This is a genomic window from Kitasatospora sp. NPDC127121, assembly GCF_042677305.1.
In the GTDB taxonomy this organism is placed as follows: Bacteria; Actinomycetota; Actinomycetes; order Streptomycetales; family Streptomycetaceae; genus Kitasatospora.
In genome coordinates, this window is record NZ_JBHXTQ010000055.1 from 1 (window position 1) to 21,640 (window position 21,640).

Below are 21,640 nucleotides of genomic sequence, written 5' to 3' on the forward strand. Positions count from 1 at the left end.
CACCGACCCCCCGCCGGGGGTCGGTGAGCGACGCCGCTCGGTGCCTACTGCTTCTGGTTGAGCCGCTTCGCGATCTCGTCGTCGTACTTCTTCGCGGTGGCCGCGTAGTCGCCGCCCTGGAGGGCCGCGGTCAGGAACTCCTTGATCGGGTTCGGCTTGTCCTCGACGCTCGCCCAGTTCGGGGTGATCGGGGTGACCGCGCCGACCGCCGAGGCGGACTGGGCGGCCTTCGCGAAGTCGCCGGTGAGCTGGCTGTTCAGCGCGGCCTTGTTCGGGATGTTGCCGGCGGCGGCGACCGCGCCCTCGTTCTTGTCGTTGAGGGCGATCTTCAGGAAGTCCTTGGCCATGTCGGTGTTCTTGCTCTGCGCACCGATCGCCAGGTTCGAGCCGCCGAGGAAGACGCCGGAGGGCTTGTCAGCGGTCTTGCCCGGGAGCGGGAAGAAGCCGATCTTGTCCTTCGCCATGTCCTTCTCCGCCGGGAGCTCCCAGCCGAGGGCGATCATGGTGCCGACGTTGCCCTTGCCGAAGACGTCCTTCTGCTGCGGGGTGGCCTCGTCCTTGTCCTTCGGACCGGTGGCCGAGTAGCCCTGCAGCTTCTTGTAGGTCTCGAAGGCCTTCTGCGCCTCGGGCGAGGACAGGCCGCCGACCCACTTGTCGCCGTCCTTCTTGGCGATCTTGCCGCCCTCACCGGTGAGCAGACCGAAGTAGGTGTACCACTCCTGACCCGGCAGGTAGATCGGGTCGGCGACGCCCTCGGTGGCCTTCAGCTTGTCCAGGTCGGCGTAGAACTCGTCCAGGGTCTTCGGCGCGTCGGTCAGCTGGGCCTTGGCCCAGAGGTCCTTGTTGTAGGCGACGACGCGGTTGGAGACCCACCACGGGGCGGCGAACTGCTTGCCGTCCAGCTGGGCGGCCTCGTTCTGGTTGGCGTTCCAACCGTCGCCGCCCAGGGCGGACTTGTCCTTGGTGATGTCGAGCAGGCCGCCCGAGGCCGCGTAGCCGGAGGTCTGGGTGTTGCCGAGCTCGACGACGTCGACCGAGCCCTCGGACAGCGCGGCGGTCACCTTCTGACCGATGCCGTCCCACTCCTGGATCTGGAAGTCGACCTTGGAGCCCGGGTAGGTGGTCTCGAACTCGCTCTTGACCGCGTCGGTCCAGCCCTTCGGGGCGGAGCCGGTCATCAGCCACACCTTCAGCGTCTTGCCGCTGTAGTTCTTGGCGCCCGCCGCGGACGACGAGTTCGAACCGGCGTTGTCCTTGCTCTTGCCGTCCGAGCCACAGGCCGCCAGGCCGACGACCATTGCTGCGACGCCGACCGCCGCGATGAGCTGACGCTTCACGCCATCCTCCTGAGGGATGCCTGGGTTACCCCCGTCGGGCGGCAGCGGCAGACCCACGTAAAGCGGGGGGAAAGGTGCCGCGGACCCCTTCGAGCGGGTGGGGGGATTCATAGTGACCGGCCTAGTGGTGTAGACCAGATGCCTGGAGCTTGGCCTAGACCAATGGGCCTGTCAACGGCTGTTCGACCGATCCGGACCACCCGTTATCAAGCCGACACCGCACATCGTTCATCGCGTGATGAGGTATTCGTTCCGTAGCCATACATGCAACGATGTCACCCGTTAACTATGTGGCGGGGCCCGTAAAGGCCCCGCGAGAAGCGGGAGAACAGGTCCGATGAGCAGCGACGGGGGAACCACCGCCCAGGTCAACGACCCCGAGGTGAAAAACCTCCCGACGCAGGCCGGCGCCGACCCGACCGCGCGCGTCCCCAAGTACTACGGTCTCAAGCGCCACCTGCTCCAGCTGACCGAGACCCAGCCCGCCGGCACCCCGGTCCCGCCCGAGCGCGCGCTGGCCGCCCAGTTCGACACCTCCCGCACCACCGTGCGCCAGGCGCTGCAGGAACTGGTCGTCGAGGGCCGGCTGGAGCGCATCCAGGGCAAGGGCACCTTCGTCGCCAAGCCCAAGGTCGCCCAGGCCCTCCAGCTCACCTCCTACACCGAGGACATGCGGGCCCAGGGCCTGGAGCCCGCCTCGCGGCTGATCGAGATCGGCTACATCACCGCCGACGACCGGCTCGCCCCGCTGCTCGACATCAAGCCCGGCGGCCGGGTGCTGCGGATCGAGCGCCTGCGACTGGCCAACGGCGACCCGATGGCCATCGAGGTCGCCCACCTGTCCGCCAAGCGCTTCCCCGCGCTGCGGCGCAACCTCGCCAAGCACAACTCGCTGTACGCGGCGCTGCGCGAGGTGTACGGGGTCACCGTGGCCGAGGCCGAGGAGACCATCGAGACCACCCTCGCCAACCCGCGCGAGGCCGGCCTGCTCGGCTCCGACCTCGGGCTGCCGATGCTCCAGCTCTCCCGGCACTCCTTCGACGCCGACGGCGACCCGGTGGAGTGGGTCCGCTCGATCTACCGCGGCGACCGCTACAAGTTCATCACCCGGCTCAAGCGCCCGGAGTAGTCCGGGCGGAGCAGTTCGGGCGAGGCAGTTCGGGGCGGAGTAGCTCAGGGCAGAGCACTCCCCCTCGCACCACGGGCACCGGCGCGCGCGACCCGCGCGCGCCGGTGCCCGTTCGCGTCACGGGAGGGGCAGTACCGGTCGAATACGACCGGTAGCCGTCCGGATGGCGGGAAGTTGCGCCGACCCCGGTGACATGGATCACTCCATGCCCTAGATTGCGCAGCCGTACTGACTGTCGATCACCGATGGTGCTGCTCGGCGGGTTCGCGGGGGCGTGCGGTGCCCCGCGGGCTGCGGCGCCGACGGGGAGAACCCTCCGGAGCGGAGCCGAAGATGCCGTCTGATCCCGATACCGTCGAACCTGTCATGCCCGAGCCACCCGGGGACCGGGTGCCCGCGGTGACCCCCGAACGGGTGCTGGCCGGGCTCGCCCTGCTCGTGCCGATCGTCGCGATGCTGTGGGTGTCCTCGTACGACAAGACCGACCCGGGCGTCGGCGGGGTGCCGTTCTTCTACTGGTACCAGCTGCTCTGGGTGCCGGTGTCCGCGGTGTTCACCGTGGCCGCGTACCTGCTGATCAACCGGGACGAGAAGGCCCGCAAGGCGGCGCGGAAGGCCGGTGGCGCGCGATGAGCCACGTCAACGTCACGGCCCTCACCGTCTTCGTGCTGTTCTTCGCCCTGGTCACCGTGATGGGCTTCCTCGCCTCCCGCTGGCGCCGCGCGGACGACGCGGCGCACCTGGACGAGTGGGGCCTGGGCGGCCGCAGCTTCGGGACCTGGGTCACCTGGTTCCTGCTCGGCGGCGACCTCTACACCGCGTACACCTTCGTCGCCGTCCCGGCCGCGGTCTACGCGACCGGTGCGGCGGGCTTCTTCGCGGTGCCGTACACGATCGTCGCCTACCCGCTGGTCTTCCTCTTCCTGCCCCGGCTCTGGTCGGTCTCCCGGGTGCACGGGTACGTCACCCCGGCCGACTTCGTCCGCGGCCGGTACGGCTCGCGGCCGCTCTCCCTGGTCGTCGCGCTGACCGGGATCCTGGCCACCATGCCGTACATCGCGCTCCAACTCGTCGGCATCCAGGCGGTGCTGGACGTGCTGGGCGTCGGCGGCGGCGAGAACGCCAACTGGTTCGTCAAGGACCTGCCGCTGTTCCTCGCCTTCGGCGTGCTGGCCGCGTACACCTACTCCTCCGGGCTGCGCGCCCCGGCGCTGATCGCCTTCGTCAAGGACGCCCTGATCTACATCGTGATCATCGTCGCGGTGATCTACATCCCGATCCGGCTCGGCGGCTACGGGCACATCTTCGACGCGGCCGCGCACAAGTTCAGCGCCCCCAAGTCCCCCGGCTCGCTGACCCTCCCGGGCGACAAGCAGTGGACGTACGCGACGCTGGCGCTGGGCTCGGCGATGGCGCTGTTCATGTACCCGCACTCGGTGACCGGCGTGCTGGCCTCCAAGTCCCGCGGCACGGTGCGCCGCAACATGGCGATCATGCCCGCGTACTCGCTGATGCTGGGCCTGCTGGCGCTGCTCGGCTTCATGGCCATCGCGGCGGGCGTCGGCAAGGGCGACAAGAAGTTCAACGCCCAGCTGTCCGTGCCGCAGCTGTTCGCCGACATGTTCCCGGACTGGTTCACCGGCGTGGCCTTCGCGGCGATCGGGATCGGCGCGCTGGTGCCGGCCGCCATCATGTCGATCGCGGCGGCCAACCTGTTCACCCGCAACGTCTACAAGGAGTGGCTGAAGCCCGCCGCCACCCCGGCGGACGAGACCCGGATCGCCAAGCTGGTCTCGCTGCTGGTGAAGGTCGGCGCGCTGGTCTTCGTACTCGGCATGGACAAGCAGGCCGCGATCAACCTCCAGCTGCTCGGCGGCCTGTGGATCCTGCAGACCTTCGTGGCGATCGTCGGCGGCCTGTTCACCCGCTGGTTCCACCACTGGGCGCTGTTCGCCGGCTGGGCGGCCGGCATGGCCTACGGCACCTGGAAGGCCTACGGCATCGCGAGCCCCGCCACCAAGCACTTCGGCGGCAACGCGGCCGCGATCCCCGGCATCGGCGAGATCGGCTACATCGGCCTGACCGCCTTCGCGCTCAACCTGATCGTCGCGGTGGCGCTCACCCTGGTGCTGCGCGCCGTCAAGGCGCCCGACGGCCCGGACGAGACCAGGCCCGCCGACTACAGCGCCGAGGCCGGCGACGAGGAGCCGAAGAACGCGCCGGAGCCCGTAGCGGCGCACTGATTCGCGCCGCACGCGCCCTGTGATCGCGCCGCCCTCTCCGTGAACACTGGAGAAGGCGGCGCGATCATATGTATGAACAGCCGCCTTCGCAGGGCACCACCAGACCGGACCGGCGACCGGCCGGCAACTGATCGACCCACGGGGAGCACGCGGCCATGGCAGAACTCGGCACCACCCTCAACGGCCAGCACCAGTCCACCCAGAGCCCGCACCACCTCACCACCCACCGCCCGGCGTCGGCCACCCGGCTGCCGTCCGTGCTGATCGCCACCCGGCACGGCGAGTCCACCGCCAACGTCGAGTTCCAGCTGGCCGAGGCCGCCGGCGCGCTCAGCGTCCCGATCAGCTGCCGGGACGCCGACATCCCGCTGTCGCTGCACGGCCAGCAGCAGGCCCAGGCACTCGGCCGCTGGTGGGCCGCCCTGCCCAGCGCCGACCGCCCGCGCAGCGTCTGGTGCTCGCCCTACGTGCGCACCACCGAGACCGCCCGGATCGCGCTCGCCCAGGCCGCCGGGCTCGGCGCCGTCCCGGTCACCCTCGCCGTGCGCCACGACGAGCGGCTGCGCGACCGCGAGCTGGGCGTCCTGGAGATGCTGACCCGGGCCGCGATCGAGGCCAAGCACCCGGAGGAGTCCGCCCGGCGGCGCAAGATGGGCGAGCTGTACTACCGGCCGCCCGGCGGCGAGTCCTGGGCCGACGTCGCGCTGCGGGTGCGCAGCCTGCTGCGGGACCTCTGCGAGGAGGAGGCCGGGCGGCCCGTCCTGCTGGTCGCGCACGACTGCACGGTGCTGATGCTGCGCTACGTGCTGGAGCGGCTCACCGAGGAACGGCTCACCGCGCTCGCGCCCGTGCGCAACTGTTCCACCAGCCTGTGGCGCGCCCAGGACGGGCGGCTGCACCCGGACCGCTGGAACAGCGTCGACCACCTCGCCCTGGAGAACTGACGAGCCGTCGCACCTCCTCGTCCGGTCACGCCTCGTCGTCCGGGCCGGCGAAGCAGCGCCGGTAGGCCAGCGGCGTGGTCCCCAGCCGGCGCCCGAAGTGGTGCCGCAGCGCGGCCGCGTTGCCGAAGCCGCAGCGGGCGGCGATCGCGTCCACCGGTTCGGCGGTGGACTCCAGCAGCCGCTGGGCGAGCAGCACCCGCTGCCCGGTCAGCCAGCGGTGCGGCGTGGTACCGGTCTCCTGCTGGAAGCGGCGGGCGAAGGTGCGCGGGGACATGTGGACCCTGGCGGCCAACTGCTCGACGGTGCAGTCCCGGTCCAGGTGGTGGCGCATCCAGTCGAGCAGCGGCGCCAGCGAGTCGCCGTCGCCGCCGGGCAGCGGGCGGCTCACGAACTGGGCCTGCCCGCCCTCCCGGTGCGGCGCCACCACCATCCGGCGGGCGATCCCCCGGGCCACCTCGGCGCCCTGCGCCTTGCGCACCAGGTGCAGGCAGGCGTCGATGCCGGCGGCCGTCCCGGCCGAGGTGATCACCGGGTCGTCGTCCACGTACAGCACGTCCGGCTCGACGGCGGTCCGCGGGAAGCGCCGGGCCAGGTCCTCGCTGTGCCGCCAGTGGGTGGTGGAGCGGCGGTCGTCCAGCAGCCCGGCGGCGCCGAGCACGAAGGCGCCGCTGCAGATGGACAGCACCCTGCCGCCGTCCGCCACCACCGAGCGCAGCCCCGCCAGCAGCGGCTCCGGGTACTCCAGGCGGATCGTCGTCGCGGTGACCACCACCAGGTCGGCCCCGGCCAGCCGCTCGGGGCCGTGCGGGACGTCCACCGCGAACCCGGAGTGCGTCGTGTGCGGCCCGGGGCGGGCGCCGGCGATCGCGAAGTCGTATCCGGGCAGGCCGTCGGCCGTGCGGTCGAGGCCGAAGACCTCACAGGCGACACCGAGCTCGAAGGGGTGGATCTCCTCCAGCACCACCGCGACCACGTTCTTCAGCATGCCGCCCAGGATGCCCCGGCCAGCACCGGCGACGGAAGGCCGGGGCAGGCCCGGGTGGCAGTTTTTCGATGAGATCAGTCATTCCTGCCACTCGTGGCCGCCGCCCCGCCCGACCAGAGTGGAGCCATGGACACCGGCACTCTCGCAAGCGCAATCGCCCTGGTCGGGGCCGTCGGAGGCTTCGGCCTGCTCGGCACCCTGATCGGCCGGGAGGTCGCCCGCGGCGCCGCCACCGGCCGCGACAACTGGCACCGCCCGGGCGGCTACCCGGCCGGCCCGGAACGCCTGGACCGGCTGTACGGCACCATGCCCGCCGCCTCGCTGCGCCCCTCCGCCGACCCGGCCACCCTCCCGGTCCGGGCCACCCCGGAGATCATCACCCCGGACGGCTCCGGCACACTGACGGGATGGACATCCTCATCCGCCAGGCCCTTCCGGAGGACCTCGACGACGCCGGCCGCATCACCGTCGAGGCCTTCGTCGGCGACGGCCACACCTCGCCCGAGAGCAGCTACGTCGAGCTCCTGCGCGACGCCGCCCGCCGGGCCCGGGAGGCCGAACTCCTGGTCGCGGTCGACCAGGCCGAAGGACGGGTCCTCGGCTGCGTGACCTACGCCGTCGGTGGCACCGAGTGGGCCGACATCGCCGGCCCCCGCGAGGGCGAGATCCGGATGCTCGCCACCGCCGCGGCCGCCCGCGGCCGGGGCGTCGGCGAGGCCCTGGTCCGCGCCACCATCGCCCGCAGCCGCGCACTCGGCCTGGACGGCATGGCGTTCTCCACCCGCCCGCAGATGACCGCCGCCCACCGCGTCTACGAGCGGACCGGCTTCCGCCGCACCCCCGAGCGCGACTGGTCCCCGTACCCGGGCATGGACCTGATGGTCTACAGCCTGGCGTTCTGAGCCAGGCCGGGACGTCGTCGGCCCTACCTCTCCCCGGTGACCGACAGACGATCAACGGACGTCTTTTGATATAAACCACAGATCACGTCTGATGCCACGTCGCGGCAGCCGACCGATCCCGGGGGGACGCACCACATGGACGACGGGCCCGGCCTCGGCACGCCCGCGAGCGGCCCCACGCTCCAGGACATGCGCACGTCCCGGGGCATCGAGCCCCCGGCCACCAGCCGCTACGCGATCCCCGCACCGACGCCCCGGCCGCGCGGGCCGCTGCCGCCCTCCGTCCGCTTCCCGGCGGTCGACGGGCTGCGCGGCCTCGCCATCGCCTCCGTCCTGCTCTACCACACCAACTGGTTCCAGAACGGCCTGTTCGGCGTGGACGTCTTCTTCGTCCTCTCCGGCTTCCTGGTGACCCTGGTGCTGATCCGTGAACTGGACCGCACCGACGGCATCCGGCTCGGCGTCTTCTACCGCCGCCGGGCCAAGCGGCTGCTGCCCGGACTGCTCGCCACCGTCCTCCTCGTCGTCGCGCTGTCCGCACTGGTCAGCCCGCTACGGGACGTCAAGGACCTCCGCCCGCAGGCGCTCGCCGCGCTCGGCCAGGTCGCCAACTGGGCCCAACTGGCCCGCGGCGACGCCTACTGGCAGCACTTCGCCTCCATCGACCCGCTCGCGGCCATGTGGTCGCTCAGCATCACCGAGCAGTTCTACGCGCTCTGGCCGCTGCTGCTGCTCGCGGTCTTCGGCCTCTGCCGCCGCTCGCTGCGCGCGACCGGCGTCGTCACCGCCGGGCTGTTCGTCGCCGCCGCGCTCGTCGCCCCGCTGATGTGGAACGGCGACAACAGCGACCGCCTCTACCTCGGCACCGAGACCCGCGCGGTCGGCTTCGCGGCCGGCGCCACCGCCGCCTTCGCGGTCTACCTGCGGCTGCGCCGCCAGGTCCGCGCGGCGGCCCCCGACGACGACGGCGTCACCCGCTCCCGGCGGCGCCTGCTCGACCGCTCCGCAGCGGCCGGCACCCTAGGTCCTGTCCTGGCACCCGCCCTGCTCGGGACCGCGGCCCTCGACGGCCTGGTCTGGGCCAGCCTGTCCGTCAGCGGCTACCACGAACCATTGCTCTACCAGGGCGGGCTGGCCGTGGTCGCGGCGCTGGCCGCCGTCCTGGCCGCCTCGCTCTGCCACGACCGGGGCCCGCTGGTCCGGCTGCTGTCACTGCCCCCGCTGCGGCTCACCGGCACCATCTCCTACAGCCTCTACCTGCTCCACCTGCCGGTGTACTGGCTGCTCCAGCACTACGTCGACGACATCTCGCCGCAACTGCTGCTCGCCATCGGCGCACCGCTCTCCTGGGTGCTGGCCTGGCTGATGCACACCGGCACCGAGAAGCTGCGGGTGCTGCGCTGGCGGGCCTTCCCGGCCGTCCCGCTGCTGGCCGTCGCCACGGCGGTGGCCACCACCGGCGCCTGGTACCTGCCCGCCTGGGTCCAGTACGACATGCGGTCCGGGCCGAGCGGCAAGCCCGCGGTCCTCGTCCTCGGCGACTCCTTCGCCCAGGACCTCGCCACCGGCCTCTACCGGCACGGCGACCGCTACCGGGTGGTCGACGGCGGGATCAGCGGCTGCGGCGTGTTCGACCCGGACAAGGTGCGCACCACCTCCGGCGAGGAGTTCGACACCAGCCGGGAGTGCCGCGACCGGGCCGCCGCGTGGGACCGGCAGCTCGCCGGCGCCGCCCCGCAGGCCGTCGTGATCCACCTCGGCTGGGACGCCGCCGAGCAGTACCTCGACGGCAGCTGGCTCAGCCCCTGCGAGGAGGACTACAAGAGCCGCTACACCGCCCAGCTCACCCAGGCCGTGGACCAGGTCCGTCGCCGCGCGCCCGGCGCCCGGGTGCTGCTGATGAACGAACGGGTCGAGAACGGCGCCATCAACAAGGGCTGGGGCACCTGCTACGACCAGCAGGTCGCCGCCTACGTGAAGGCCACCGCCGGCGCCGTCCGGCTGGTCGACCTCAACACCTTCTTCTGCCCGTACGAGACCTGCGCGTGGAAGGACCGCGACGGCCACTGGGTCACCCCCGCCAACGACGGGGTGCACCTCACTCCGGCCGGCATGCGGTTCGTGACGCCGTGGCTGGAGCAGCAGATCGCGGACGGAATGACCGGGCCGCCGTCGGGGCCGCCCCCGGCCGCCCCGACTCCGACCTCGACACCGACGCCCACATCCGCACCGACCCCTACGCCAGCGGCCACCAAGCCGACGGGCCAACCGAGTTCGGCCAAGCCCAGCCGGGCCACGCCCTAGCCGGAGCCTAGGACGGCGGCAGTTCGTAGGTCTGCGCGAAGCAGTCGCGGATCGCCTGCTCGGAGGCCGGGCGCCCGGCGTAGTCCATCCGCGGGGTGTCCTTGTTGGTCGGCAGGTTCGGGTCGATGCCGAAGTACAGCGACCAGAAGTACAGCCCGCGCAGCTTGCGCTCCTGCGCCACCTGGCAGACCGCGGTGAACCAGGTCGCCTGGACGGCCTCGTTCAGCTCGGTCTTCTTGTAGTACTCGCCGGGTGTCTTGTAGGCGCCCTTCTGCGCCGGGATGCCCACCTCGGTGAGCTTGGTGGTCGGCTGCGGCCCGCTGCCGCGCTTGTCGAGCCAGGCGTTCCAGCTGGCCTTCAGGTCGGCGACCGGGGCATCGTCACCGGACGACTTGGCCGGCGGGTAGGCGTCCACGCCCGTGCCGTCCGCCGGGACCGCTATCGGGCCCTTGGACCAGTTGTCGAAGTTCGCGTCGTACACCAGCTCGCCGTGGAAGGTCTTCCGCGCCTGGTCGATGAGACCGGGCCACCGCGGGTCGCCCTCCAGCGAGTTGAACTCGGTGCCGATGGTGACCTCGGCCGCGGAGTGCTCCTGGGCGGTCTTCAGGTAGGGCGTCAGGAAGGCGGCATAGCTGGCGAACCAGGCGTCCCGGTCGGTCGGCGCGATGTTGCCGCGCCACTTGAGGGTGTTGAGGTAGTCGAAGACGTCCTCGTCCATGATCGGACGGATGGTGGTGCGCAGGCCCGCCCGGTGGGCGGCGTCCAGCAGCAGGGCCAGCCGCTCCGGGGTGGGGGTGGTCGGCCGGGCGGCGACAGCGTTCGACCTGGTGCCCGTCGTGTAGTACGGGAAGGTCACCGACAGGGAGTTGGCGTTCAGCCCGACCACGTACTTGACGATGCGGTCGACCTTGCCCTGGACGAAGTTGTCCGGGTCCGCCGGATCGTCCAGCCAGTACACCTGCACGCCCCACTCGGGGCTGCCCTCGACCCACGGGCGGGCCACCTTGGGGCCGGTGTCCTCGGCCGGCGGCGCGTCCTTGCCGAAGCCCCAGACCCGGCCCTGCTCGGTCGCGGAGCCGGCCCAGTGCACGGCGGTCGGGCGCTGGTGGACGAACTTGAGCGGGTGGTCCCCCCAGACCACCGGGACGCCGACGGTGATGGCGACCACCACGGTCGGCAGGATGAAGATGACGGGGCGCTTCACAGCGGTGACCTCCGATCAGGCCGGCTTGGCGATGACGACGAACTTGTTCTCCTCGCCCTTGAGGAACTTGATCAGCCCGCGCAGGCCGCCCCAGCCCTCCAGGAACGAGAACAGCGGGATGGCCGCCACCACGACGATCGGCTCCCACCACTTGCGCCGGTGGTTCGCCGAGGCGACGACGTTCAGGCGCAGGCCCTCCCAGTACGTCCAGATGACGTAGGCGAAGTTGATCGACCAGACCAGCACCACGGACTGGGTGACCGGGGAGGTGTTCCAGGTGCCGGTGAACCAGGCGACCAGCAGCACCAGGCCGACGTGCTGGAGCGGGCCGAGCACCCAGCTGACCATGCCCATCCCGATGAACAGCCGGTACCGCAGCGGGATCGTCCTGTTGAAGCAGAGCGCGACCAGGCCCCAGGCCCAGCGCTCGCGCTGCTTGAGGAAGTCCTTGACCCCGGCCGGCGAGGCGCCGTAGCAGCGCCCGTTGAACCAGTCGCTGCGGCCCGGGTAGCGCTGGCAGAAGTTCAGCGCCATCTGGGCGTCCTCGACGATGGTCTTCGGGCCGAAGTCCCAGCCGATGGTGGCCTCCACCGAGGAGCGCATCAGGAGCAGTTCGCCGTGCACACCGGCGATCGGGGTGCCGGTGCCGGTCATCGCGCGGAAGCGGGCGATGTCGTCGGCCGGGCGGATCGCGTCGGCGAGCCAGGTGAAGGTGGAGACGGCGTTCTCCCGCGGGTACGTCAGGATGCCCTGCGCCATGTGCTTGGCGTCGTCCCCGGCCCGGCGCTGCCGGTTGACGAACTGCGCGACGGCGGCGGCGGTGTCCGGGCCGACGCCGGTGTCGTCGTCCATGTGCAGCACCCAGACGTCGTCCTCGGCCTCGCCCTCCTCGATCCGCAGCTCGTGCGAGTAGTGGTTGGCGCGGGCCTTGAACTTGGTGCCGTTGGCCGTCTCGTAGGCCTTCGGCACGGTCACCACCCGGATCAGCGGGTTGCGGGCGGCCAGCCCGTCGATCTTCTCGGCGGCCGCGCAGCCCTCCTCGGTGAGGACGTCCACCCGCATCCACGGGAAGTAGGCCGGCAGGTGCTCGACGTACGAGAGCACCGAGCGCTCCAGCGCCGGATAGGTGTCGTGACGGCCGATGGTCGGCACCAGCACGATCAGGAAGTCGTCCTCGACCGGCACGGCCGGCGTCATCCGGCTCACCTGGCGCAGCCGGCGGCGGACCATCAGCACACCCTGGAAGCCGATCAGGACGCCGAACACCGGCATCCCCCACAGGATGGTGATCGTCCAGCCGAGCGGGGTGGGGTTGGGCACGTAGGCCCAGACCGAGAAGGCGAAGATGACCGTGAAGGAGAAGTAGAACGGGAGGACCCGGGGCTTCCACGACATCTGTCGCTCGGCGAGCCGGGCGGCCTCGCGGGACGTGGTGAGCACCGTCCGTGCGGGGGCTGTCGATGGCATGGCGAAAGTCGCTCCTCGTCTGGTGTCGGGCCGATCCCGTGCGGGAGCCGGGTCGTTCGCGGGCGGTCCGGGGTTGCGGCGGTCCAGGCCCGCGGAGGTTCGGGGCTGCGGCGGAGGTTCAGGCCTGCGGCGGGCGGTCCGTCGGCGGACGGTCCGTCGGCGGGCGGTCGGCCGGGGGCGCGACCGGGCCCGGGGCGACCGGACCGGGCGTCACCGGCGGCGCGGCGGGCCACGGCTGCTGGGCGAGCGTCGACGGGTGCGGGGCCGGCTGGGTGGGCTGCTGCGCGTACGGCACCGGCTGCGACGGCTGGGCCGGCGCCGGCTGCGGCCAGGCGGCGGGCTGCGACTGCGGCGCCGGGGGCTGCTGCGGCCACGCGGGCTGCGGCTGCTGCTGGAACGGCGGCTGCGGTGGCCAGGCGGCCTGCGGCTGCGGCGGCTGTTGCTGCTGTTGCTGCGGCCAGGCGGGCTGGTGCTGCAACGGCTGCTGCTGGAACGGCTGCGGGCCCGGGGCCGGCTCGGCCGGGATCGTCTGCAGCAGCGACCAGTGCAGCTGTCCGCCCGACGCCGCGGCGGCTTCCGACGCCCCCCGCTCCCGCCACTTCAGCCGGGCCAGCAGCAGGATCAGCGCCGCGGTGACGACCACGCCGAGCGCGAAGGTCGCGAGCTTGAGGCCGCCCTCGGTGGTGCTGGTGAACCACTCCCGCTGCGGCTTGTCCAGGAGTGCGCCGGTCAGGCTGCGCACCCGGTTGTACCCCTCGACCAGTGCGACGCCAGCCGCCACCCCGAGCGCCCAGGTGCGCCCGCGCAGCAGCAGGATTCCCGAAACCAGGTAGATCAGGCCGTAGTTGAGGCTGCCGGTCTCGGCGTCCACCGAGGTGCCGCCGTAGTAGAAGATGCCTTTGACGTAGGTCGCGAACCCGACCTGGCCGAAGCAGTTGTACGCCGCCCAGCCGAGCAGCACCACGCCCCAGCCGACGGCGATGCCGCCGGCCGCGCGCATCGCACGCGCCTGTCCCATCCCGCACCCCCGCCCCGCCGGGCCCGTCCCGGCGTCAGCCCCTCGGCTTCGCCGCCACAGGATGCCACACGGCACAACGGACACGGTATTCCGGCCGTTCAACGGAATTCAGTGGTGTAGCGCACCTCGCGGCGACCGGCTCGGCGGACGTGCGGGGCGGCTCGACGAACGCGCGGGGCGGCTCAACGGACGTGCAGGCCACCCCAGTCGACGTTCGCGCCGAACGGGCCGGCGCCGCCGGTGAGCGCCAGCGGGCTGTGGTAGGTGGCGTTGACGTCCGCGCCGGAGTTGCGCGGCTGGTCCGGCGTCAGGTTGTCCGAGGTGAGCGACTGCCCCCAGACCGTCCAGATCGTCCAGGGCGTGCGCCGCAGCGTGTCCGGCTGGCGGGAGTTGACCGGGACGGCGAAGGACTCGGCCAGGATCCGCGGCTTGCCGTAGGCGGCGAGCCCATCGTAGTACCGCTTGGTCCACACCTCGCCGGTGCCGATCGGGTGCGCGGGGCTGCCGCTGTAGTCGTCCACCCCGACCACGTCGACGTACTGGGAGCCCGGGTAGTAGTCCCACGGGTCCGCGCCGGGGGCTCCGTCCCAGGACACCGGCGTCCAGACGAACAGCAGGTTGTGCAGGCCCCTGGTCTCCACCAGGTAGCGGTAGGTGATCCGCCACAGCGCCTGGTAGTCGGCCGGCTTCTGGCCCGACCACCAGAACCTGCGGGCGCAGTCCTGCACGTTCATCTCGTGGTACGGGCGCAGCAGCACCGGCACGTCGTGGGCGGCCAGGTACTCCAGGTGGTCGGCCAGGTAGGACAGGTCGGTCATCAGCGCGCGGTACTCGGGGGTGTCGTGCGCACTGTCGACGACCCGGCCGAACCAGCCCTTGTCCTTGGCGGCCGGGGAGTTCGAACAGAGCACCTGCTCGAAGGACTTGACGTCCGAACCGGGGTAGGGCTGGTGGAAGGACATGCCGACGATCCCGGCCGGCCCCCCGCCGTTGTCGGGCAGTTCGGTGGTGGTGCCGTCGCAGTTGTGCTGGACGCCGGCCGTGCCGTAGCTGCCGTCGTCGGCGCGCGGGTGGCCGGACCAGACGGCGGAGAGCAGGTCGACGGCGTCGTCGGTGTACTGCCAGCCGGCCCGGCAGGTGGGCCACCGGCCGGCCGAGTAGGAGCGCGGGTCGCCGACGCCCCAGCCGGTCTGGCCGTAGCCGGGGCCGAGGTCGGTCTCAACGAAGCCGGGCAGCTTGCCGGTGAGGTCGGCGGCCTTCTTGTAGTAGTAGCCGACCTGCTTGGTGCCGCGGTAGTCGCCGTACTCGGGGTTGTTGCGCTCGTTGTGCGCCTCGACGTGCTGGCCGATCACCGTCCCGCCGCTCTGCCCGGTGCGGGCCTGCCCCTCCAGGTCGGCGAGCAGCTGCTGGACGGCCCGGGCGTTCGGCGAGGCCTGCGGGTCCCGGGCGAGCAGGTCCCGGCCGACCTCCGGCGGCAGGGTACGGCCGGAGAAACCGACCGCCACCGGGACGCGGGCGGGCTGTTCGCCGTCGGCCCGGCCGTCACGCTGCAACAGCGCCACGGCGCCCGCGGCCACCACGACCCCGGCCGCGGCCAGGACGGCGGGCTTGCCGCGCAGGGCTCTGGGCAGGGCCACGGACCGCTCCTCCGGTTGCTCGCCGGCACCGGCCCAGGCGGACACAACCGGAACACTCGTGCGAATGACTGCCCCGAGAGCCTGCCACACTCCCCCGGCCCCGGCGAGCGAACCCGCCGGGGCCGGGGTGTCACGGCGGATCAGCCGGCCGCGGCGGCCCCCGGCGCACCCGGCGCGGCCGCGGACGCGGCCTTGGCGCGCTGGAGCAGCTGGCCCTTCACGTGCTCGCCGAAGCCGGCGGCCGCCGCGGTGGCGGCGGCGTCAGCGGTGTCGCCGCCCTTCGCCGAGCCCTCGACCGTGAAGTAGGCGTACCGGCCCAGGGTGTTGTGCGTGTTGGTGCAGCCCGGCGTGGCGCAGAAGGCCGGCGCGCCCGGCGCGACGGCGCCCTTGAGGTGGCCGGTGTAACTCTTCATCGAGGTCTCGGCCTGGATCTTATGGTCGAAGACCGCGACGCCGACGGTCACCGCGCTGTCGCCGGAGACGTAGGTCGCCCGGAGCACCTTCTGGCAGCCCTGGTCACCGAGGACCTTGCCGAGCCCGCCGGTCGTCGAGTTCCCGTCCCAGCAGGGCGAGTCCAGCGAGACGAAGGTCCGGTTCCAGGTGGCGCCGTTGACCGTCACCTGGAGTGCGGAGAACAGCGCCCCCGCGTCCTGCGGCGCCGGGTCGGTGGCGGCCTCCCAGATCGGCTTCGACGGGTCGTCCGGCGCGCCGCCCGGGGTGCCGGCGGCACTTGGCGCGGCACTCTGGGCGGCACTCGGTGCGGCACTCGGCGCGGCGGAGGACGGCCGGTTGGAGGCCGAGGCGGTCGGCCCGGCGGTCGGCCCGGCGGTCGGCTTGTCGCCGTCGCCCTTCGTCAGCAGCACCGTCCCGCCCGCGACCAGGCCGCCGACCAGGACGACCGCGACCGCCACGCCGAGGGCCCGCAACCGGCGGCGGCGCTTGTCGTCCGCCGCGTTGCGGTCCGCCAGCGCCTGCCAGTTCGGCTCGGCGCGCTGCGGCGCCTGGGGCTGCGGGTACGGCTGCGGGTGCGCCTGCGGGTGTCCTTGGGGATGCGCCTGGGGATGCGGCTGGGGGTTCGGCTGCCACTGCGGCGGCAGCTGCTGCCGCGGTTGGCCCGGCTGCGGCAGCGGAGGCTGCCCCGGCGGACCGGGCTGCGCCACCGGCTGCGCGGGCGGCACCGGAGGTCCGTACGAGGCCGGCGGCGGCCCGAAGCCCCCGCTCGGCGGCAACACCGGACCGGGCACCACCGGCGGCTGCTGACCGTGCGCGTCCCCCGGCCCGGTGGGAGGCGTTCCCTGCGGACCCTGCCCGGGTGCGCCAGTTCCGTCGCTCACGCGCCCCCTCGCTTCGCTCGATGATCGCTTCGCGAAACGCGCCCCTCGGCGATTCGCTCGCTCATGCGCCCAGATCGTAGGGCATGCCCCCGCCAGCCGGTCCGCCCGGTGACCGTTCCGTATCGAAACCAGGACGCCGGAGCCCGGAACCAGGGCCCCGGGAGCCCGGATCCGAGGCGCCCCAAGGCCACGACCCGCCCCCTCCCAGCACCCCCGGTTATCGCGCCGACACACCGCGCCGTACTACATGTGGGGTCGCATCAGAGAGACACCACAAGATGTATGCTCAATCCTGCTGTCGATGCAGGGGAACCCGGTGCGAATCCGGGACTGCCCCGCAGCGGTGAGCGGGCGGCTCCAGCAGCCGCACCGCGAGTCCGAGTACCTGCCGACGGTGTGCGCACGGGCCCTCCCGCAGAGGCCGCGCCAGCACGAGAACTACCTTCCGGGCCTCGCGGGCGGGCCGGGGACGCCACTGTCGCGCGACGCTTTCTGCGTACGTGCCGTGCTCCCCTGCCCCGAACGGCCCGGTACCCCCCGATCACCGCCGCCGATCGCCGCCAGGAGAGAGCGCCTTGACCACCGCTGCCTCAGCCACCCTGCCCGCCCAGGGCACCGGCCCCGCCTCCACCGACCCGACGGTCTCCGACCCCGGCGGCGCGCTCCTTCGGCTGCTCACCGACCGCAGCGTCGATCTCCCCCAGGTGGACCCCGGCCATGTCGCCGCCGCCGCGCTGCGCGGCCGCCACGCCGGCTCGGACTTCGCCGAGCTGCGCGGGCTGGCCGTGGACGCCGCCGCGTCGATGATCGCCGAGGACCCCCAGTACTCGAAGCTGGCCGCCCGGCTGCTCGCCCTGGAGATCGTCGACGAGGCGAACAGCCAGGGCTCGCGCTCCTTCGCCGCCTCGATCGCCGTCGGCCACGACGAGGGCCTGATCGGTGACACCACCGCCGCCTTCGTCGCCAAGCACGCCGCCGCCCTGGACGCCTTGATCGACGCGCACGGCGACGACCGCTTCGAGTACTTCGGCCTGCGCACCGTGCAGTCCCGCTACCTGCTGCGCCACCCGATCACCCGCAAGGTCATCGAGACCCCGCAGCACTTCCTGCTCCGCGTCGCCTGCGGCCTGGCGGTCGGCGACAGCGAGCAGTCCGTGCGCGAGGTCGCCGAGCTGTACGGCCTGATGAGCCGGCTGGAGTACCTGACCTCCTCGCCGACCCTGTTCAACTCCGGCACCCGGCACCCGCAGATGTCGAGCTGCTACCTGCTCGACTCCCCGCTGGACAACCTGGACTCGATCTACAACCGCTACGCGCAGATCGCCCGGCTGTCCAAGCACGCCGGCGGCATCGGCCTGTCCTACTCGCGCATCCGCTCGCGCGGCAGCCTGATCCGCGGCACCAACGGCAAGTCCAACGGCATCGTCCCGTTCCTGCGCACCCTCGACTCCTCGGTCGCCGCCGTCAACCAGGGCGGCCGCCGCAAGGGCGCGGCCTGCGTCTACCTGGAGACCTGGCACGCCGACATCGAGGAGTTCCTGGAGCTCCGCGACAACACCGGCGAGGAGGCGCGGCGCACCCACAACCTCAACCTGGCGCACTGGATCCCGGACGAGTTCATGCGCCGGGTCAACGCCAACGAGGACTGGTCGCTGTTCTCCCCCGCCGACGTGCCCGAGCTCGTCGACCTGTGGGGCTCCGACTTCGACGAGGCCTACCGCAAGGCCGAGCTGGCCGGCAAGGCCGTGCGCACCATCCCCGCGCAGACCCTGTACGCCCGGATGATGCGCACCCTGGCGCAGACCGGCAACGGCTGGATGACCTTCAAGGACGCCTCCAACCGCGCCGCCAACCAGACCGCGCTGCCCGGCCGCACGGTGCACTCCTCGAACCTGTGCACCGAGATCCTGGAGGTCACGGACGACTCCGAGACCGCCGTCTGCAACCTCGGCTCGGTCAACCTCGGCGCCCACGTCGCCCCCGGGGCCTCCGTCGACGACCTGCTCGGCGCCATGGACTGGGAGCGCCTCGACGCCACCGTCCGCACCGCCGTGACGTTCCTCGACCGCGTGGTGGACATCAACTTCTACCCGACCACCGAGGCCGGCACCTCCAACTCCCGCTGGCGCCCGGTCGGCCTCGGCGTGATGGGCCTCCAGGACGTCTTCTTCAAGCTGCGGATCGACTTCGACTCCGCCGAGGCCGCGCGGCTCTCCACCCTCATCGCCGAGCGCATCATGCTCACCGCGTACGAGCGCTCCGCCGACCTGGCCGAGCAGCTGGGCCGCCACGAGGCCTACGGCGAGACCCGCGCCGCCCGCGGCGAACTGCACATCGACCACTTCCCGACGGCCGCCCCGCAGTGGGCCGACCGCTGGACCGCGCTGCGCGCCCGCATCGCCGAGACCGGCCTGCGCAACTCGCTGCTGCTGGCCATCGCGCCGACCGCGACCATCGCGTCCATCGCCGGCGTCTACGAGTGCATCGAGCCGCAGGTCTCCAACCTGTTCAAGCGCGAGACGCTGTCCGGCGAGTTCCTCCAGGTCAACCCGTACCTGGTGCGCGAGCTCAAGGAGCTCGGCGTCTGGGACCAGCAGACCCGCGACGCCCTGCGCGAGGCCAACGGCTCCGTCCAGGAGCTGGGCTGGCTGCCCGCCGAGGTCCGCTCGCTCTACCGCACCGCCTGGGAGCTGCCCCAGCGCGCGCTGATCGACCTGGCCGCGGCCCGCATGCCGTACCTCGACCAGAGCCAGTCGCTGAACCTGTTCATGGCGGCGCCGACCATCGGCAAGCTCAGCTCGATGTACGCCTACGCGTGGAAGGTCGGTCTCAAGACCACCTACTACCTGCGCTCGCGCCCGGCGACCCGGATCGCCCAGGCCGCCTCCGGTGCCGCCCGCGCCGCCGCGCCCGCGTCCGCGTCCGCGCCCGTGCCGGTGAACACCCCGACCCTCACCCCGGAGGAGGAGGCCGCGCTGGCCTGCTCCCTGGAGAACCCCGAGTCCTGCGAGGCCTGCCAGTGAGCACCCCCGACCGCGAGAAGATGCTGCTCGACCCCGGCTTCGAGCTGACCCTGCGCCCGATGCGCTACCCGTCGTTCTACGACCGGTACCGGGACGCGATCAAGAACACCTGGACCGTCGAGGAGGTGGACCTGCACTCCGACGTCGCCGACCTGGCCAAGCTCAGCGAGGGCGAGCGCCACCTCATCGGCCGCCTGGTCGCCTTCTTCGCCACCGGGGACTCGATCGTCTCCAACAACGTGGTGCTGAGCCTCTACAAGCACATCAACTCCCCGGAGGCGCGGCTGTACCTGTCGCGCCAGCTGTTCGAGGAGGCCGTGCACGTCCAGTTCTACCTGACGCTGCTCGACACCTACCTGCCCGACCCCGAGGACCGCAACGCGGCCTTCGCCGCGGTGGAGAACATCCCCTCCATCCGCCAGAAGGCGCAGTTCTGCTTCAAGTACATGAACGCCGTCGACCACATCGACTCGCTGCAGACCAAGGAGGACCGCCGCGCGTTCCTCCTGAACCTGATCTGCTTCGCGGCGTGCGTCGAGGGCCTGTTCTTCTACGGCGCGTTCGCGTACGTGTACTGGTTCCGCTCGCGCGGCCTGCTGCACGGCCTGGCCACCGGCACCAACTGGGTGTTCCGCGACGAGTCCATGCACATGGACTTCGCGATGTCGGTCGTCGACACGGTCCGCGAGGAGGAGCCCGACCTCTTCGACGACGAGATGGCCAAGCAGGTCACGGAGATGCTGGAAGAGGCCGTCGAGGCCGAGCTCCAGTTCGCCCAGGACCTGTGCGGCGACGGCCTCGCCGGCATGAACACCGACTCCATGCGCCAGTACCTGGAGGCTGTGGCCGACCAGCGCCTCGCCCGCCTCGGCCTGCCGATCCGCTACGGGTCGACGAACCCGTTCGGCTTCATGGAGCTCCAGAACGTCCAGGAGCTGACCAACTTCTTCGAGCGCCGCGTCTCCGCGTACCAGGTCGCCGTCGAAGGCTCCGTCGCCTTCGACGACGACTTCTAAAGCACTCAGACACACCAGAGGTGCCCCGCCCGGCTCACCGCCGCGCGGGGCACCTCTGTCTGTACCGACCCGACCGCCTCATCACCTCTGAACTCCCCCGCCCCCGCCCGGCATTCACGCCGAACGGGGGCGGCCCAACCACTTTCCCGCTCTGGAAAGATCGGTTTCTTGACCCTGCGCCCACGGGGACTACGCAGACGCAGGACAGTTCTCGGCGCAGAGTTGCTGCCCGAGGACCGCCTCGACGAGTACCGCCGGTACCGGGAGATTGCTCTGGCTCACGCCCTGCCCTTCAGGGAGCACAAGGAAGCCAAGGCAAAGACGATCGCGGCATGACTGGAGCGCCAGGCCGTACTGTACGACAGCCAGAGAGAGTTCCATTTCGTCATTTGTGAGCATGTCCTGCGGTGGCGGATATGCCCTCCTGCCATCATTGCTACGCAGCTCGAGCGCCTGGTTTCGCTGTCCCGGATTCCCAATTTAACCATCGGAGTTCTTCCCGCCAAAAGGCTGATGCCGGACTTTCCGATGACATGCTTTAGCATGCATGATGATCGCCTGGCCATTGTGGAGACGTTTCATTCAGAGATCACAACTCGCGATCCGAGGGATGTCGCTCTCTACATGTCAACATTCCTCAGATTAGACGCCGCGGCACTACATGGAGATGACATGCGGGACCTTATCGAAGGAATCCGGGACGAGTTCTTTCAGGAATAAAACGCCAAGGGAGCCGCAATGGAAAGCAGGTCGGATTCAGCACGGATCGCAGGCCCAGGGCGGCAGGACGCCAGAACCCTCCGCCGAAAACGGCGCGGACAAGAAGCAGGTTGAGCTGGCAACCCTTGAGCAGAAGCTTGAGCGGCAGACGCCGCAGGATCTCTGCCAATAGCCGAGACACCCGGCAGGAATGACCCCAGCGGACCTTCGCGGCGCAGGAAGTCGGCCAGTCCGACTTCCTGCGCACGCATCCGGAGCGACCACCTGAAATGGGCCGTGGAGAGTTCTGTCGGGAACAGGAAAGCGTGCAGGAATAACCCCAAACGCCCCGGTAATTTGGTGACTCGCCGAAATGATTCGAGAGCCACAGAAGCGCT

General features: G+C 71.4%; 16 protein-coding genes and 1 riboswitch. Of the genes, 9 read left to right on the plus strand and 7 right to left on the minus strand.

Annotated elements, in window-relative coordinates; all coding sequences use genetic code 11:
* Positions 1-44: 44 nt before the first annotated feature.
* Entirely contained in the window at positions 45-1,337 is a 1,293-nt protein-coding gene (locus tag ACFVHI_RS24760) for an extracellular solute-binding protein (protein ID WP_063347864.1), read from the minus strand.
* A 337-nt stretch (positions 1,338-1,674) separates the two neighbouring features.
* Here ACFVHI_RS24760 and ACFVHI_RS24765 point away from each other — a divergent pair, with 337 nt between their 5' ends.
* From ACFVHI_RS24765 to ACFVHI_RS24780, 4 genes are all read left to right on the plus strand, one after another.
* Positions 1,675-2,466 (plus strand): GntR family transcriptional regulator, encoded by a 792-nt coding sequence (locus ACFVHI_RS24765; RefSeq protein ID WP_244293370.1) that lies wholly within the window; start codon positions 1,675-1,677, stop codon positions 2,464-2,466.
* Positions 2,467-2,832: 366 nt separating this feature from the next.
* Positions 2,833-3,099 carry a DUF3311 domain-containing protein gene (locus ACFVHI_RS24770; protein WP_350879663.1) on the plus strand — a complete coding sequence of 89 codons (267 nt, stop codon included), beginning with the start codon at positions 2,833-2,835 and terminating at the stop codon, positions 3,097-3,099.
* Positions 3,096-4,709, plus strand: a complete 1,614-nt coding sequence (gene mctP, locus ACFVHI_RS24775; RefSeq protein WP_063347866.1) for a monocarboxylate uptake permease MctP — start codon at positions 3,096-3,098, stop codon at positions 4,707-4,709. The genes ACFVHI_RS24770 and mctP overlap by 4 nt, the downstream gene beginning before the upstream one ends.
* Before the next feature lie 155 nt (positions 4,710-4,864).
* Complete coding sequence (locus ACFVHI_RS24780; protein ID WP_380342784.1) at positions 4,865-5,653, plus strand: histidine phosphatase family protein; 789 nt, start codon at positions 4,865-4,867, stop codon at positions 5,651-5,653.
* Positions 5,654-5,678: 25 nt separating this feature from the next.
* Here the strand turns inward: ACFVHI_RS24780 and ACFVHI_RS24785 are convergent, their stop codons facing one another.
* Complete coding sequence (locus ACFVHI_RS24785) at positions 5,679-6,638, minus strand: helix-turn-helix domain-containing protein (RefSeq protein WP_380342786.1); 960 nt, start codon at positions 6,636-6,638, stop codon at positions 5,679-5,681.
* Between the two features lie 407 nt (positions 6,639-7,045).
* Here ACFVHI_RS24785 and ACFVHI_RS24790 point away from each other — a divergent pair, with 407 nt between their 5' ends.
* Together ACFVHI_RS24790 and ACFVHI_RS24795 are read left to right on the plus strand one after the other, a co-directional pair.
* Positions 7,046-7,540, plus strand: a complete 495-nt coding sequence (locus tag ACFVHI_RS24790; RefSeq protein WP_380342789.1) for a GNAT family N-acetyltransferase — start codon at positions 7,046-7,048, stop codon at positions 7,538-7,540.
* Between the two features lie 135 nt (positions 7,541-7,675).
* Positions 7,676-9,844 (plus strand): acyltransferase family protein, encoded by a 2,169-nt coding sequence (locus ACFVHI_RS24795; RefSeq protein WP_380342792.1) that lies wholly within the window; start codon positions 7,676-7,678, stop codon positions 9,842-9,844.
* Between the two features lie 7 nt (positions 9,845-9,851).
* Here the strand turns inward: ACFVHI_RS24795 and ACFVHI_RS24800 are convergent, their stop codons facing one another.
* The 5 genes from ACFVHI_RS24800 to ACFVHI_RS24820 all read right to left on the minus strand — a co-directional run bounded on the left by ACFVHI_RS24800 (position 9,852) and on the right by ACFVHI_RS24820 (position 16,348).
* Positions 9,852-11,048, minus strand: a complete 1,197-nt coding sequence (locus tag ACFVHI_RS24800; protein WP_380342795.1) for a glycoside hydrolase family 113 — start codon at positions 11,046-11,048, stop codon at positions 9,852-9,854.
* A gap of 15 nt (positions 11,049-11,063) precedes the next feature.
* Positions 11,064-12,515 (minus strand): glycosyltransferase family 2 protein, encoded by a 1,452-nt coding sequence (locus ACFVHI_RS24805; RefSeq protein ID WP_063347871.1) that lies wholly within the window; start codon positions 12,513-12,515, stop codon positions 11,064-11,066.
* A 118-nt stretch (positions 12,516-12,633) separates the two neighbouring features.
* Positions 12,634-13,533: a hypothetical protein gene (locus ACFVHI_RS24810; RefSeq protein ID WP_380342799.1), complete on the minus strand. Its 900-nt coding sequence runs from the start codon at positions 13,531-13,533 to the stop codon at positions 12,634-12,636.
* 182 nt (positions 13,534-13,715) lie between these two features.
* On the minus strand, positions 13,716-15,170 hold the full coding sequence (locus ACFVHI_RS24815; protein ID WP_159398436.1) for a glycoside hydrolase family 26 protein: 1,455 nt from the start codon (positions 15,168-15,170) through the stop codon (positions 13,716-13,718).
* 140 nt (positions 15,171-15,310) lie between these two features.
* Positions 15,311-16,348 carry a hypothetical protein gene (locus ACFVHI_RS24820; protein WP_380342802.1) on the minus strand — a complete coding sequence of 346 codons (1,038 nt, stop codon included), beginning with the start codon at positions 16,346-16,348 and terminating at the stop codon, positions 15,311-15,313.
* 421 nt (positions 16,349-16,769) lie between these two features.
* Positions 16,770-16,912, plus strand: a riboswitch (cobalamin riboswitch).
* A 191-nt stretch (positions 16,913-17,103) separates the two neighbouring features.
* On the opposite strand from ACFVHI_RS24820, the gene ACFVHI_RS24825 reads away from it, so the two are divergent.
* The 3 genes from ACFVHI_RS24825 (at position 17,104) to ACFVHI_RS24835 (ending at position 21,263) form a co-directional block, all read left to right on the plus strand.
* Positions 17,104-19,527 carry a ribonucleoside-diphosphate reductase subunit alpha gene (locus tag ACFVHI_RS24825; RefSeq protein WP_380342852.1) on the plus strand — a complete coding sequence of 808 codons (2,424 nt, stop codon included), beginning with the start codon at positions 17,104-17,106 and terminating at the stop codon, positions 19,525-19,527.
* A gap of 20 nt (positions 19,528-19,547) precedes the next feature.
* Positions 19,548-20,543, plus strand: coding sequence for a ribonucleotide-diphosphate reductase subunit beta (locus ACFVHI_RS24830; RefSeq protein WP_079136257.1), 996 nt, complete (start codon positions 19,548-19,550; stop codon positions 20,541-20,543).
* A 336-nt stretch (positions 20,544-20,879) separates the two neighbouring features.
* Positions 20,880-21,263, plus strand: a complete 384-nt coding sequence (locus ACFVHI_RS24835; protein ID WP_380342855.1) for a Scr1 family TA system antitoxin-like transcriptional regulator — start codon at positions 20,880-20,882, stop codon at positions 21,261-21,263.
* Positions 21,264-21,640: the final 377 nt, after the last annotated feature.